The following is a 12,936-nucleotide window of genomic DNA, read 5'->3' as shown; positions in this document are numbered from 1 at the left end:
CGTTGCAGCTCGCGCTGCCCGCGCAACCGCTGGCGACCTCGCTCGCCGCCGTGGCCGAACGCGCCGGTCTGGCGCTGGAGGTCGGAAACGCTTCGCTGGAAGGCATCACCGCCCCCGCCGTGCAGGGCGAGCGCTCGGTGGACGAGGCGCTCGATGCGCTGCTTGCCGGCAGCGGGCTGGTGGCGGTCACCGACGAAGACCGCATCCGGGTGACGCAGGTCATCGCGCTGCCGGCGGAGCGCGCGCCGCCGCCGCGCGACGAGGCGCCGATCGCGCTCGACGAGGTCGTCGTCACCGGCGAGCTGCTGGCGCGCACCGCCGAGCGCGCCCCCACCAGCGTCGCCGTGCACGATGGCCTCGACATCGCGCGCAGCACCGCGCGCGACGTCTACGACGTCATAGGTGCCACGCCCAATGCCGGCTGGCACGACAGCGAGCTCGGCCTCAGCACCATCACGCTGCGCGGCATCGGCAGCTACGGTGCCAGCCTCACCGGCGCCGGCACCCTCTACGGCACCGCCACCACCATCGTGATCGACGGCGTCGCGCTGCCGCGCGGCGCGATGGGCTTCGCCGATCTGTCCGCCTTCGACATCGATCAGGTCGAGATCTTCCGCGGGCCGCAATCCACCAGCCAGGGGCGCAACGCGATGGCCGGCGCGGTGGTCATCAATACCGTCGAGCCCGAGGTCCGCGACCGCTTCGCGCCGGAGCTGCGCGGCCGCGTCGGCATCGGCAACAACGACGCCTGGCAGGCCGCGGCCGCCTTCGGCGCCACGCTGTGGCCGGACCGCCTCGCGGTCCGCCTGGTCACCGACCACCGCACCACCGACGGCGACATCGACAACGTCACGCGCGACGAGGAAGACTGGGCACGCAACCGCAACCATGGCACGCGCCTGCGCGCCAAGCTCACGCCCTTCGGCCCGGATGGCCCGTATCGCATCGTGCTCGGCGCCGGCGACATCCGCCGCGAGACCGGCAACCGCTACGTGGAACAGGCGCGCGAGGCGGATCGCGAAGCCACCGCCGACGAGCCCAGCGGGATCGACAACGAAGCGCGGCTCTATTCGCTCGATCAGCGCCTGCGCCTCGGGGACGAATGGGAGCTGAGCGCAATCAGCGCCTGGGCCGACTCGAGGACGCTGCTGCATCTGGACGTCGACTACACCGCGCGCGCCGACGGTTTCATCGCCCAGGTGGCCGATTCGCACGCGTTCTCGCAGGAGCTGCGCGCCAGCTTCACCGGGGAGGCGTGGCGCGGCACGCTGGGGCTGTTCTACTACCGCGGGCTCGACGGCGAGGAATCCGAGGGATCGACCGCCCTGTCGGCGCTGGTCGACGCTGCCGGCGTGTGCCCGGGAGAAGCACTCTGCAACCTGCTGCTGCGGGGCAACGTCCTCGTCGACGGCAGCGCACCCGCACGCATCGAGAACCGGGCCCTGTTCGGCGAAGTGGACTGGGACGCCAGCCAGCGCCTGACCCTCACCGCGGGCCTGCGCCTCGATCACGAAAAGAACAGCCGCAGAACGGTCAGCACGATCTCCGGCGACAGGCCCGGCGCCCAGGGGGCCGTGGCATTGCTGAAGACTCTGGGCGTGCTCGCCCGGGACGGCGAGACCCGTGTCGGCCGCAGCTTCTCGGCCGTGCTGCCCAAGGTCGCGGCCAGCTACGAGCTGTTCGCGGGCAACTATCTGGGGGCGGCCTATACCGAGGGCTACCGACCCGGCGGCGACGGCTACAACTTCGGCTGCGGCGAGCGCTACCGCTTCGACGCGGAGCGCACCCGGAACGTCGAGGTGTCGCTGAAGGGCCGGCTCGACGTCTGGCGCACGCGCTACGCGCTCAACCTGTTCCACACCGACTGGGACGACATGCAGGTGCAGCTCGGCGACCTGCTCTGCCAGGTCATCGGCAACGCCGGCCGGTCGCGCATCCGGGGCGGCGAGCTGGAGCTGAGCACCCGGCCGTTCCGGCAGCTGCGCTTTGTCGGCGGGGTCGGCGTCACCGATGGCGAGTTCGTCGACTTCGTCAGCAGCCGGGGCGACTTCAGCGGCAAGCCGCTGCCCAAGGCCCCGGAGTATTCGGTCACCCTGGCGCTGGAATGGTCGCCGATCGACAGCCTGCTGATCCGCCCCGAGGTGCAGCGCGTGGGGTCGACGCCGGCGCAGGCGGACAATCTGCCCGAGAACCGGATTCCGGCCTACACGCTGCTCAACCTGTCGCTGCGCTGGCAGTACCGGGCGCTCGGCCTGTTCTGCAACGGCAGCAACCTGACCGACGAGGACTACCGCTTCGACGCCAACCGGACCGCGCTGCGCGGCGACCCCATCGCCGCGCTGGGCCACGGCCGGCGGATAATGGCGGGGCTGGAGTTCTGGTTCTAGAGTGGACCGATGAACACATCCATCACCGATATCACCGCGCTGGAAGCCCGCGTCGGCAGGAAGCCGGCCGCCGTCGACATGAAGGTGCTCGATCACCTCGATGCGCACGACCGGCGCTGGGTCGCGGCCGCGCCGTTTGCCTTCCTGGCCTTCGGCGACCGCCACGGCATCGCGATCACCGCTGCCGGTGGCGCGGCCGGCTTCGCGGAAGTGGCGGACGCGCGCAGTCTGCGCATTCCACGCGCCACGCTCGATGACGCGGCGACGGCGCGCGAGGGCAGCGGCTTCGGATCGCTGTTCCTGATTCCGGGCTGCGGCGAGACACTGCGGGTCAACGGCCTCGTGACAGCCGTCGATGACGCGCACATCGCGGTTGCGGTCGAGGAGTGCTATCTGCACTGCGCCAAGGCGCTGATCCGCTCCGGATTCTGGGATGCCGATCCGTCTACGACCGCGCCCGACTCGCCGGAAGCGCTGCTCGGCGCCAGCCGCTTCATGGCGCTGGCGACCGTCGACGCGCAGGGCCGTGCCGATGTCAGCCCCAAGGGCGATCCGGCCGGATCGCTGCTGCGCCTGCAGGAAGGCGATGTCTGGTACGCCGACCGCCCCGGCAACCGCCGCACCGACAGCTTCCGCAACATCCTGACCCAGCCGCGCGTCGCCGCGCTGGCACTGGTGCCGGGCACGGCACGGGTGGTGGCACTCGCCGGCAGCGCGTCGATCAACGCAGACGAGGCCATGCGCGCAGCCTTCACCGTGGCCGAGCGCACGCCGAAGGTGGTCACGCGCATCGCGCAGCCGGCGCTGGCGGTCCGGGACAGCGCCGCCCTGGCCCGCGCCGCGCTCTGGCCGGCGTCCGCCGCACCGGCGGACATCGACCCGGCGACCATGTTCGCCGCGCACGTCAAGCACAACAAGGCGGGCGGCGTCGGTGCCGGCATCACGCGGGCGGCCGTTTCAGTGCCGGGCCTGATGGCGCGCGGCCTCAAGCACGACTACAAGCACAACCTGTACTGACATGAACGGGTCGGGCACCTCCCGCTGGTTCCGCGTCAACCTCTGGCTGCACCGCTGGACCGGCCTGATCGCGACCCTGCCCTTCCTGGTGCTGTGCCTGACCGGGACGGTGCTGATCTTCCACGAGGAGATCGATCACGCCCTCGGCACCGTGCCGGTTTCGGAGCACGCCCCCGATGCGCCGCAGCGCCCGATCTCGGAGGCGGTGGCCAACATCCGCGCCGCCTACCCGGACGAGCGCGTGCTCAGCGTCGGCGTCGACCCCGAACACCATCCCGGCGTGCTGCTGGCGGTAACAGCGCCGATGGCGGCGCGCAGCTTCGACGACGCGCGCGTGCGCTTCGCCGACCTCGTCACCGCACAGCCCACCGGCGATCCGGACCCGGGCCCGACCCTGACCGGCTTCCTGCTGGAGCTGCACGCGCAGTGGTTCCTCGGCCCGCTCGGCGAGCTCATCGGTGCGCTCATCGCGCTGCTGGTGCTGATCGCGCTGCTGTCGGGGCTGGTGGTGTACGCGCCCTACGTCAAGCGCATCGCCTTCGGCGTGCTGCGCCGCGGCCGCGGCGCGCGCCTGCTGCAGCTGGACCTGCACAACTTCATCGGCGCGGTGGTGCTGGGCTGGGCGCTGGTGGTGACGGCAACCGGCTTCCTGCTCGGCTTCGGCACCGCCGCCATCGGCCTCTGGCAGATGACCGAGCTCAGCGGCCTGCGCGCCGAGGCCGAGCGCATGGAACCGGTGGACCCGGTGCAGCCGCCGGCCGATGTCGAGACCGCCTTCGCGGCGGTGCGGGCCGCCGCGCCCGAGGGCTGGTGGGTGCAATCGCTGGTGTTCCCCGGAACCGAGTTCTCGACGCCGCGCCACTACACCGCGCTGCTCGGCGGGAGCGAGGGCGTGCAGGAGCGCATGTTCCGCGTCGTCATCGTCGACGCGAAAACCGGCGAGGTCGCCGCGGCACCCGAAGTGCCGCTCTATCTCAAGGCCATCGCGCTGTCCGAGCCGCTGCACTTCGGCGACTACGGCGGCCTGCCCCTCAAGCTGCTGTGGACGGCCTGCACCTGGCTGACCCTGTTCATCACCGCCAACGGCGCCTGGTTGTGGTGGGCGCGGCGGCGGCGCGCGCCGAGGGCGAGCGCAACCGCGGAGGCGGCGGCATGAGCGGCCGGCGCGCGCTGACCCTGATCTCGGTTCTGGCGCTGATCGGCATCGCCGGCATCGTCGGCATGCTGATCGCGCGCGGGCCGGTCGCGGACAGCCTGCTGCTGCTCGCGGCCGCGCTGCCACTGGGCTATGGATGGTGGCGCTATCGCACCATGCGGGGGCCGGCGCGCGGCTGAGCCGGGTTCAGCCTGCTGCGTGCATGCGCGCCGGACCGATCCGGCAGATGACCCGGCCGACGATGCGGTCGGACCCGACATCGCCGAGCAGCTGGCTCGCCGTGCTTTCCTCGACGTTGTCGCCGGTCAGACGCAATCGGCGGTCGGCGTCAACGGCGGCGATCCGCTTGATGATGCGGCCGTACGACGGGTGGTCGACCACCACCACGTCGCCGGCCGCGAATCGCTGCAGGGGATGGCGCCAGGCCAGGACGTAGTCGCCCGCCGGGTAGGCCGGGAACATGCTGTTCCCCGTCACCCGGAACAGCCTGACGCGCATCTCCCTTCAATCAGCCGAGCTTGGGGTAGACCACGGTCTCGCTCGGCGGATAGGGGCAGGTCGCCTTGTAGGTGGGCACGTCCTTGGTGGTCCAGAACGCCTCGGCGAACTCGTTGACCAGCTCGAGGAGCTTGACGCCCTTCTCGCGCTCGATGCCCTGCTTGCACGCCGAGCCGGCGAGCATGATGTTGTGCACCAGCGTGCTCGCGTCCGGGAACTTCTCGAACTGCGGCTGCTTGAAGTAGTCGCCCCAGATGACGCGCACTTCGTGCTTCGCCTTCTCGGCGTGGGTTTCCTTCTCCTGCACCAGTCGCGTCAGCTGCGCCTGGTCGGCAAGGCTCAGCGTGCCCTTGGCCTCGAGCTCGGCGATCTGGTCCATGAAGCGGATGACGCTGAGGGTCGCGATCTGGGCCGAGATCGGGTCGTAGATCTTGCAGGGAATGTCGCAGTGTGCGGAGACGGTCTCGACCCGCTTCCTGCGGCCGTACCAGTTGATCAGTCCGTAGAGCATTACTTGACCTCCTGCCGGGCGTTGGCCTGCTTGCGCTTCTGGTAGATCACGTTGCCGATACCGACAGCCGCGAACACCGAGAGGAAGAAGAGCGTGTGGACGAGCCCGCTCGACCAGTGACCGTGGTCGTGGCCGGCGTGCGCCAGCACGGTCGCCGGGGTGGCGAGCAGCGCCGCGGAGGACACCATCAGGTTTCGCTTGAGTGCAGTCATGGGCATTGACCCTTTTGGGATGGGTGAATGAGACATCATGGCTCATGCAGATAAGCGCATGGTCGCGTCCGCCGCCTGACTCGCGCCGGAACGAAGCGCTTGCGCGACTTCATGATAACGGCACTGCGGCGCGTCAGCCGTGCGCGCGCTCCAGCAGCGCATAGAAGAAGCCGTCCCATTCGCCGCCCGGCGCGATGCGCCAGCCGGGGCCGTCGCGCTCGCCGACCGGCAGGTCGGGGGTGGCGGGCACCGCGTCGCCCTGGTCCGCAACGAAGGCATCGACCACGTCGGCGCCTTCCTCGCGCAGCACCGAGCAGGTCGCGAACACCAGCCGGCCACCCGGTGCGAGCAGCGGCCAGAGCGCATCGAGCAGCGCGCGCTGACGGGTGGCGAGCGCGGCGATATCGGTCTCGCGGCGCAGCCACTTGATGTCGGGATGCCGGCGGATGACGCCGGTTCCGGAACACGGCGCGTCGATCAGGATGCGGTCGAAGGCGGCGCCGTCCCACCAGCGACCGGTGTCGCAGGCGTCGGCCGCCACCAGCCGCGCGCGCAGGCCGATGCGCCGGAGCGTGGCGTCCACCTGCTGGAGCCGCTCGCGATCGACGTCGAGGGCGGTGAGGGCCGCATCCGGACAGCGCTCGAGCAGATGCGCGGCCTTGCCGCCGGGCGCCGCGCAGGCGTCGAGCACGCGCTGCCCGGACGCGACGTCGAGCAGATCGGCGGCGAGCTGCGCGCTGGCGTCCTGCACCGACACGCTGCCGCGGGCGAACCCCGGGAGATCGTCGACCGCGCTGGGTGCGCCCAGCACGACGGCGTCGGGTGCGCCGGCGACCGCATCCGCCGCCATGCCCGCGCGCGCCAGTCGCGCCCGATAGGCGGCCGGGTCCATGCGCCGACGGTTGACGCGCAGGGTCATCGGCGCCTGCACATTGGCGGTCGCGATCATCTGCTCGGCGCGCGCTTCGCCCCAGTCGGCCTCCAGGCGGGCGAGCAGCCAGTCCGGGCAGGAGTGGCGGATCGCGGGCGCCTCCGGCTCGGCAAGCGCATCGCGCTCGCGCTGGGTGCGGCGCAGCAGGGCATTGACCAGCGATCCGGCCCACTCGGCATCGAGCATGGGCGCGGCGCCGGTGGTGGCCGCGATGGCGGCGTGATCCGGCACGCGCAGGTCGAGGAGCTGGTAGAGGCCGACGCGCAGCAGGACCTCGATCAGCGGCGCGTCGCGCAGCGGACGCTCCAGCATGCGCTCCGCCTGCCAGCCGAGACGGCGGTAGTGCCGCACCACGCCGTAGACGATGGCCGCGAGCAGCGCATGGTCGCGGGCCGTGATCGGATGGCGGGCCACGGCATGGGCCAGCGCGTCGTCGAGGCTCCTGCCCTGCGTGACCACGGCGTTGACCACGCGCGTGGCGCTCGCGCGCAGCGCGGAGCCGGGGGCGCGCGGCCCGCGCTGTCCACCGCCGCGCTGCTCACCGCCACGCGGGCCGCCGCTGCGCGGTCCACCACCACCGCCGCCTCCGCCGCGTCCGTTCATGTCAGCTGCGCTCCTTCGACAAGCCGGCGGCCGGCCGCCTCGAATGCCGGCAGCGCACGCGCACCCGGCCACTGCAGCGTTTCCAGCAGCAGCGCGCCTTCGCCGGTGGCGACGCGCACGCCCGCGTGGTCGACGCCGAGCACGGTACCGGCCGCGGCCGTGACGACCGGCTCGGCGGGGCGCGCGCGCAGCACGCGCAGACGCTCGCCGTCGTGGCCGGTCCACGCGCCGGGCACCGGGTTGAAGGCATGCACGCGACGCGCGATGGTCGCCGCGGATGCGGTCCAGTCGACGCGGGCTTCGTCCTTGGCGAGCTTGCGCGCGTAGGTGACGCCCTCCGCCGGCTGCGGCTCGGGAGCGCCGTCGGCGGCGGCCACCTGCGCCAGCGCCGGGACGATCTCCCGCGCGCCGAGCTGCGCGAGGCGGTCGTGAAGCTCGCCGGCGGTCTCGTGCTCGCCGATGGCGAGCGCCGCGCGCCGCCAGACCGGTCCGGTATCCAGACCGGCCTCCATCTGCATGATGCACACGCCGGTCTGACTGTCGCCCGCCTCGACCGCGCGCTGGATGGGCGCCGCCCCGCGCCAGCGCGGCAGCAGGCTGGCGTGGATGTTCAGGCACCCCCGCACCGGCGTGTCGAGCACGGCCTGCGGCAGGATGAGTCCGTAGGCCACCACCACCAGCACCTCGACGGCGGCGTCGACCAGCTGCGCGCGCGCGGCGTCGTCGAAGCGCGTCGGCTTGTGCACCGGCAGGCCGAGGGCGTCGGCGCGCTCGGCCACCGGTGACGGGCGCAGCCTGCGTCCGCGCCCCGCGGGCCGGTCGGGCTGCGTGAAGACGGCCGCGATGTCGTGCCCGGCCGCGTGCAGCGCGTCGAGCGCGGGAACGGCGAAGTCCGGCGTACCGGCGAAGGCGATGCGCATCAGCTCTGCCTTGTTGCCAAGCTCGACATCGATCGGGGCCTTCCCGGCAATCAGGATTCCTGCTTGCGGAGCTTGCGCTGACGCTTGAGCAGACGGTCGCGCTTGATGGTCGACAGGTGGTCGATGTAGAGCTTGCCGTTGAGATGATCGGTCTCATGCTGGATGCACTGGGCCAGCAGGCCGTCGGCGCTGAGCTCGTAGCCGGCGCCGTCGCGATCCAGGGCGCGCACGGTGACGCGCTTGAAGCGCCGCACGCGGTCGGCGACCTCGGGCACGGACAGGCAGCCTTCGTCGATCACCTCCGGCTCCTCGGTGGCGACGATCTCCGGGTTGATCATGACGCGGGGGTCGCTGGCGTCCTCGCCGCCGCAGTCCATGACCGCAACGCGCAGCGCGATGCCCACCTGGGTCGCGGCGAGGCCGACGCCCGGCGCGTCGTACATGGTCTCGAACATGTCGTCGATCAGTTGCTGCAGCTCGGGCCCGAAGTCGGCGACCGGCTGTGCCACTTCCCGCAACCGGGGATCGGGATGATGCAGTATTTCGAGCAGTGCCATGCTGTTATGCGGATTCCGGCCTTGCACATCGGCTGCTACAGTGCCCGGGCAATCGGGGATCTGCGGCGACCGAGCTGCGCCTGTCGGGGAGAAGGGGATCGATGACGACAGTGACAAAACAGTATACCGGCATGCGCAGGCCACTCGGTCTGGCGGCCATCTGCGCCGGCGCGCTGCTCGCAGCCTGCCAGAGCACGCCGGAGTCGGGGACGCCGGACGCGCGGCCCGCCACCACGGGCGAGGTCGTGGCCAGTGGCGGCCCGGAGCGCACCGCTCCGTCGCCGGCACCGGCGCAGCCGGTCGCCACGACGCGCGACGGCGCCGAGCAGCGCGTGCGCAAGACCGCGCGCTATGTGGTGAAGAAGGGCGACACGCTCTGGGGCATCGCCGACCGCTTCCTGATCGACCCGTGGAAGTGGCCCGAGGTCTGGGTGGCCAATCGGCAGGTGAGCAATCCGCACCTGATCTATCCGGGCGATGTGCTCGAACTGCGCTGGCTCGAGGGCAGCGAGCGCGTCGCGGACGTGCGCAAGCTGTCGCCGCGCATCCGCCGCAAGCCGCTGACCGACGCCATCCCCACCATCCCGCTCGACCAGATCAAGGACTTCCTGCGCGGGCCGCAGATCGTCGACAAGGCGACGCTGGAGAATGCGCCCTACGTGGTGGAGTTCGACCAGGAACACCTCATCGGACCGGACCGCGTCGGCATCTACGCCAGGGAACTGCCGGAGGACGCCGACGAGGACTGGCTGGTGCTGCACCCCGGTGCGCCCTACGTCGATCCGGACAGCGGCGAGACCCTGGGCTACGAGGCCATCCCCGCGGCCGACGCGACGCTGGCGCGCCACGCGCGCGAAGTGGCGGTGCTGGAGCTGACGCGCGCGCACCGCGAGACCCGCATCGGCGATGTGCTGATCCCGAAGCCCACCGACGAGCTGTCCGCCAACTTCTACCCGCGCGCGCCGGACGGTGCCGTCGACGGGCGCATCATCTCGGTGTTCGGCGGCGTCACGCAGATCGGCCAGTACAACCTGGTGGTGCTCAACCGCGGCAGCGCCGACGGACTCGCCAGCGGACACGTGCTCGATGTCTACAGCGCGGCGCGCGAGGTCAAGGACCCGCAGCGCAGCTTCGGCCGCGTCAGCCTGCCGGCGGAGTTCGCCGGACAGCTCCTGGTGGTGCGCGTCACCGACCGGCTCTCGCAGGCCCTGGTCATGGAAGCCGTCCGCCCCATCCTGCTGCATGACGAGGTACACGCGCCCGACCGCAGGCCGTGACCGACGACGGTGCCGACCGCGAGGCCTGGCTGACCCTGCTGCTGGCGCCCGGGGTCGGCCCCGTTACCGGCATGCGCCTGCTCGAGCAGCACGACAGCGCCGCGGCGGCGCTCGACGCCGGGCCGGGCGCATGGCGCGCCGCCGGCCTTCCGGATGCGCTGCACGATGCCCTGCGCCGCCCCGCCCCCGACGCCCTGGACACCTGCCGGCGCTGGCTCGACGGCGAGCGACGCGCGCTGGTCACCATCGACGATGCGCGCTATCCGCAGCGACTGCTGCAGACGGGCTGCCCGCCCCTGGCGCTCTACTGCCTGGGTGACCCGTCGCTGCTGGCGCAGGAGCAGATCGCCATCGTCGGCGCACGCTCGGCCAGCGCCCAGGGCCTGGAGGACGCCCGCGCCTTCGCCAGCGAGCTGGCGCGCGCGGGGCTGTGCGTCACCAGCGGCATGGCGTCCGGCATCGACGGCGCCGCGCACGCCGCGGCGCTGGACGCCGGCGGCGCCACCATCGCGGTCGCCGGCACCGGGCCGGACCGCGTCTATCCGGCGCGCCATCGCGCGCTGGCGCACCGCATCGGCGACCACGGGCTGCTGGTCTCCGAGTTCCCGCCCGGCACGGGCGCGCGTCCGGGACACTTCCCGCGGCGCAATCGCATCATCGCCGGGCTCGCGCTCGGCGTCTTGGTGGTGGAGGCGGCGGCGCGCAGCGGCTCCCTGATCACGGCGAAGCTCGCGGCGGAGTACGGCCGCGAAGTGCTCGCCGTGCCGGGCAGCATCCACCGCCCGCTGGCGCGCGGCTGCAACGCACTGATCCGCGAGGGCGCCCAGCTCGCCGAGACCGTGCAGGACGTGCTGCGCGCGCTCGGCCGTAGCACCGGCGGTTCCGCTGCTACACTGGGCCCCGTGACAAGCTCAGGAGCCAGTCCGGCGCTGTCAGCCAACGCGGCGTTGACGCTCGACGCCGTGCACGACGCCGGCTCCGCCTTCGACCAGCTTGTAGCGCGCACCGGCCTCGACGTGCAGGCCCTGAGCAGCGCCCTGCTCGAGCTCGAGATCGCCGGCCTGGTGGCCAGCGAGCCGGGCGGTTCCTTCTCCCGACTGGCGCGCGCCGACGCATGACCCCGACCGCAGGAAGGCCATCGTGAACATCAAGGAAAGCGTCCTCGACGTCCTCATGTACCTGTACGAGAACTACGTCGAGCAGGAGTTCGCCGATTCGGCCAACTACGACACCCTGCGCGTCGAACTGGTCGGTGCCGGCTTCCCCGAGGAGGAGGTCAACCACGCCTTCGCCTGGCTCAACGACCTCGCCGAGCGACGCGACAATCTGGTCAACCCGGCCTCCGGCTCCATCCGCATGTACAGCAGCGCCGAGCGCGCGCGCATCGGCCCCGAGAGCCAGGGCTTCCTGCTCTACCTGGAGCAGCTCGGCCTGCTCGGACCGCAGGGCCGCGAACTGGTCATCGACCGCCTCATGAGCATCGAGGACGACGTCGACATCGAGCGCGTCAAGTGGGTCGTGCTGCTGGTGCTGATCAGCCAGCCCGGCACCGAGGACGCGCTGGCGCAGGTCGAGGAAATGGTCTACTACGACGGCGAGTTCCTGCACTAGGCCACCGTGGTAAGGCGACGGTCAGGTCCCGGATGATCCCATCCCCGGGCCGGTCGCCTCTTGCAAACGGATCCGGGCCGCTACCGGGTGCTCCGGCGCAACGGCGATGCGAGACGGCGGGACGTCGTTGCCCCGGGGCCACGACGCACCGATGCGCCACGGGCCATCGGGCCGCCATCCCCGGCACTCCGTCCAACCACCAGGTAGCTCTTCCATGTCCAATATCGACGGCGTCATTGCCGCCATGCAGGAAGCCGACCAGAACCTGCAGCACCGCCTTCGGGATCTGACCGAAGACGACAAGACCACCCTCTATGCCTATCTGTCCATGTTCGACCACGACCGATCCGGGGCACTGGAGCCGCACGAGGTCGAGGATGCATCGGACATCCTGCGCCTCGTCCGTCACATCGACGAGGCATCCGTCAGAAGCCTGATCGCGCTGCTGAAGTACATCGACTTCAACGGCAATGCGACCGTTGACAGCAACGAGCATCGACTCGCCGTGGACATCATCGGTGCCTTCGCCGGCGAGGAGGCGGGCGACAGCTCGACGGTCAATCATGATGAACTGGACCAGGCGGTCAGAGCGACGAGCACGTTCGACCGCAACGCGGACGGCCTGATGACGAAGGATGAACGGCGCATGCTGCGTGACGGGCTCGGAGAGCTCGCGCGGTTCCGGGAGTTGGGCAAGGCCACGTGACCCCGGCGGGAGGGTCCTTCACCTTCAGCTGATCTGCTCGTGCACACCGGCGGCGCTTCCGGCGCGACGCCCCCCGGCAGCGTCTCTCCCCGCCGGTCCCGGAAGCAGGCCGAATCATCCTGACTGAAGCGAAACCGCATCCAGAGCGCGCCGTGCCGAACCGGACCTAGCGCCCTCGCGCGGGACGCTGCTTCCCTCTCCGGTGTCCGGCGGCATTCGCGGCGTGCCTGCCCGGTACTGCGGCAATGCACCGGAGAACCGCTGCCTGCCTTGATCGACGGCGGCGCGGAGTGCCGTTGCCGGGCGCAAACGTGGGGTGTTCGACAGCACCGCTGTACACGCCCGTCCAATGCATCACACCCAGGTGTGATGACCGGGCCGCGCACGGCTGACTACGCTTGCGCCATGCACGGAATTGCGCGGCGGGGCAGACATGGAACGGCAACGGGCTGCCCACGGGGCAGGCGCAACCGTGACCTTCGGCACATATTCGTTCATATCCGCTGCGATCCCCCCCCCCCGAATCGAGGCTGTTCGGGACTTACTGACG

The 12,936-nt window shown here is 71.3% G+C and carries 14 protein-coding genes; 8 read left to right on the top strand and 6 right to left on the bottom strand.

The features are described from left to right. Positions 1-2: 2 nt before the first annotated feature. Genes KAH28_RS10045 through KAH28_RS10030 form a run of 4 tightly spaced genes read left to right on the top strand, consistent with a single transcriptional unit; the run spans position 3 to position 4,739 of the window. Positions 3-2,387 (top strand): TonB-dependent receptor, encoded by a 2,385-nt coding sequence (locus KAH28_RS10045; protein WP_290576202.1) that lies wholly within the window; start codon positions 3-5, stop codon positions 2,385-2,387. Between the two features lie 9 nt (positions 2,388-2,396). Then, positions 2,397-3,404 (top strand): pyridoxamine 5'-phosphate oxidase family protein, encoded by a 1,008-nt coding sequence (locus KAH28_RS10040; protein ID WP_290576200.1) that lies wholly within the window; start codon positions 2,397-2,399, stop codon positions 3,402-3,404. 1 nt (position 3,405) lies between these two features. Then, on the top strand, positions 3,406-4,560 hold the full coding sequence (locus KAH28_RS10035) for a PepSY-associated TM helix domain-containing protein (RefSeq protein ID WP_290576198.1): 1,155 nt from the start codon (positions 3,406-3,408) through the stop codon (positions 4,558-4,560). Further along, complete coding sequence (locus KAH28_RS10030) at positions 4,557-4,739, top strand: hypothetical protein (RefSeq protein WP_290576196.1); 183 nt, start codon at positions 4,557-4,559, stop codon at positions 4,737-4,739. The genes KAH28_RS10035 and KAH28_RS10030 overlap by 4 nt, the downstream gene beginning before the upstream one ends. A gap of 7 nt (positions 4,740-4,746) precedes the next feature. Here the strand turns inward: KAH28_RS10030 and sodX are convergent, their stop codons facing one another. From sodX to def, 6 genes are all read right to left on the bottom strand, one after another. Continuing rightward, positions 4,747-5,058 carry a nickel-type superoxide dismutase maturation protease gene (gene sodX / locus KAH28_RS10025; protein WP_290576194.1) on the bottom strand — a complete coding sequence of 104 codons (312 nt, stop codon included), beginning with the start codon at positions 5,056-5,058 and terminating at the stop codon, positions 4,747-4,749. 10 nt (positions 5,059-5,068) lie between these two features. Then, positions 5,069-5,569 carry a superoxide dismutase, Ni gene (gene sodN / locus KAH28_RS10020; RefSeq protein WP_290576192.1) on the bottom strand — a complete coding sequence of 167 codons (501 nt, stop codon included), beginning with the start codon at positions 5,567-5,569 and terminating at the stop codon, positions 5,069-5,071. Further along, positions 5,569-5,781 (bottom strand): hypothetical protein, encoded by a 213-nt coding sequence (locus tag KAH28_RS10015; RefSeq protein WP_290576190.1) that lies wholly within the window; start codon positions 5,779-5,781, stop codon positions 5,569-5,571. Before KAH28_RS10015 ends, sodN begins: the two co-directional genes overlap by 1 nt. Positions 5,782-5,914: 133 nt before the next feature. Continuing rightward, positions 5,915-7,315: a 16S rRNA (cytosine(967)-C(5))-methyltransferase RsmB gene (rsmB, locus tag KAH28_RS10010; RefSeq protein ID WP_290576188.1), complete on the bottom strand. Its 1,401-nt coding sequence runs from the start codon at positions 7,313-7,315 to the stop codon at positions 5,915-5,917. Then, the gene (gene fmt, locus KAH28_RS10005; protein ID WP_290576186.1) at positions 7,312-8,235 is read right to left on the bottom strand and encodes a methionyl-tRNA formyltransferase; all 924 of its coding nucleotides are present in this window, start codon (positions 8,233-8,235) and stop codon (positions 7,312-7,314) included. The genes rsmB and fmt overlap by 4 nt, the downstream gene beginning before the upstream one ends. 50 nt (positions 8,236-8,285) lie before the next feature. Continuing rightward, the gene (gene def, locus KAH28_RS10000) at positions 8,286-8,792 is read right to left on the bottom strand and encodes a peptide deformylase (RefSeq protein ID WP_290576184.1); all 507 of its coding nucleotides are present in this window, start codon (positions 8,790-8,792) and stop codon (positions 8,286-8,288) included. A 131-nt stretch (positions 8,793-8,923) separates the two neighbouring features. Between def and KAH28_RS09995 the strand changes: the two genes are divergently transcribed. From KAH28_RS09995 to KAH28_RS09980, 4 genes are all read left to right on the top strand, one after another. Then, a complete protein-coding gene (locus tag KAH28_RS09995; RefSeq protein WP_290576182.1) occupies positions 8,924-10,069 on the top strand; it encodes a LysM peptidoglycan-binding domain-containing protein in 1,146 nt (381 codons plus the stop codon). Next, positions 10,066-11,187 carry a DNA-processing protein DprA gene (gene dprA, locus KAH28_RS09990; protein WP_290576180.1) on the top strand — a complete coding sequence of 374 codons (1,122 nt, stop codon included), beginning with the start codon at positions 10,066-10,068 and terminating at the stop codon, positions 11,185-11,187. Before KAH28_RS09995 ends, dprA begins: the two co-directional genes overlap by 4 nt. 22 nt (positions 11,188-11,209) lie before the next feature. Beyond that, positions 11,210-11,680, top strand: coding sequence for a DUF494 family protein (locus KAH28_RS09985; RefSeq protein ID WP_290576178.1), 471 nt, complete (start codon positions 11,210-11,212; stop codon positions 11,678-11,680). A 214-nt stretch (positions 11,681-11,894) separates the two neighbouring features. After that, the gene (locus tag KAH28_RS09980) at positions 11,895-12,386 is read left to right on the top strand and encodes a hypothetical protein (RefSeq protein WP_290576176.1); all 492 of its coding nucleotides are present in this window, start codon (positions 11,895-11,897) and stop codon (positions 12,384-12,386) included. The last annotated feature ends 550 nt before the right edge of the window (positions 12,387-12,936 follow it).

This window comes from Algiphilus sp., from assembly GCF_023145115.1.
Lineage (GTDB): Bacteria > Pseudomonadota > Gammaproteobacteria > Nevskiales > Nevskiaceae > Algiphilus.
The sequence above is the reverse complement of the archived record's forward strand: the minus strand, read 5'-3'. Positions and strand labels throughout refer to the sequence as shown.

Coding starts and splice junctions, on each gene's coding strand:
- KAH28_RS10030 (WP_290576196.1), top strand. CDS start 4,557: ATGAGCGGCCGGCGCGCGCTGACCCTGATCTCGGTTCTGGCGCTGATC.
- KAH28_RS09980 (WP_290576176.1), top strand. CDS start 11,895: ATGTCCAATATCGACGGCGTCATTGCCGCCATGCAGGAAGCCGACCAG.
- KAH28_RS09995 (WP_290576182.1), top strand. CDS start 8,924: ATGCGCAGGCCACTCGGTCTGGCGGCCATCTGCGCCGGCGCGCTGCTC.
- sodN (WP_290576192.1), bottom strand. CDS start 5,569: ATGCTCTACGGACTGATCAACTGGTACGGCCGCAGGAAGCGGGTCGAG.
- KAH28_RS10015 (WP_290576190.1), bottom strand. CDS start 5,781: ATGACTGCACTCAAGCGAAACCTGATGGTGTCCTCCGCGGCGCTGCTC.
- fmt (WP_290576186.1), bottom strand. CDS start 8,235: ATGCGCATCGCCTTCGCCGGTACGCCGGACTTCGCCGTTCCCGCGCTC.
- def (WP_290576184.1), bottom strand. CDS start 8,792: ATGGCACTGCTCGAAATACTGCATCATCCCGATCCCCGGTTGCGGGAA.
- rsmB (WP_290576188.1), bottom strand. CDS start 7,315: ATGAACGGACGCGGCGGAGGCGGCGGTGGTGGTGGACCGCGCAGCGGC.
- sodX (WP_290576194.1), bottom strand. CDS start 5,058: ATGCGCGTCAGGCTGTTCCGGGTGACGGGGAACAGCATGTTCCCGGCC.
- KAH28_RS10040 (WP_290576200.1), top strand. CDS start 2,397: ATGAACACATCCATCACCGATATCACCGCGCTGGAAGCCCGCGTCGGC.
- KAH28_RS10035 (WP_290576198.1), top strand. CDS start 3,406: ATGAACGGGTCGGGCACCTCCCGCTGGTTCCGCGTCAACCTCTGGCTG.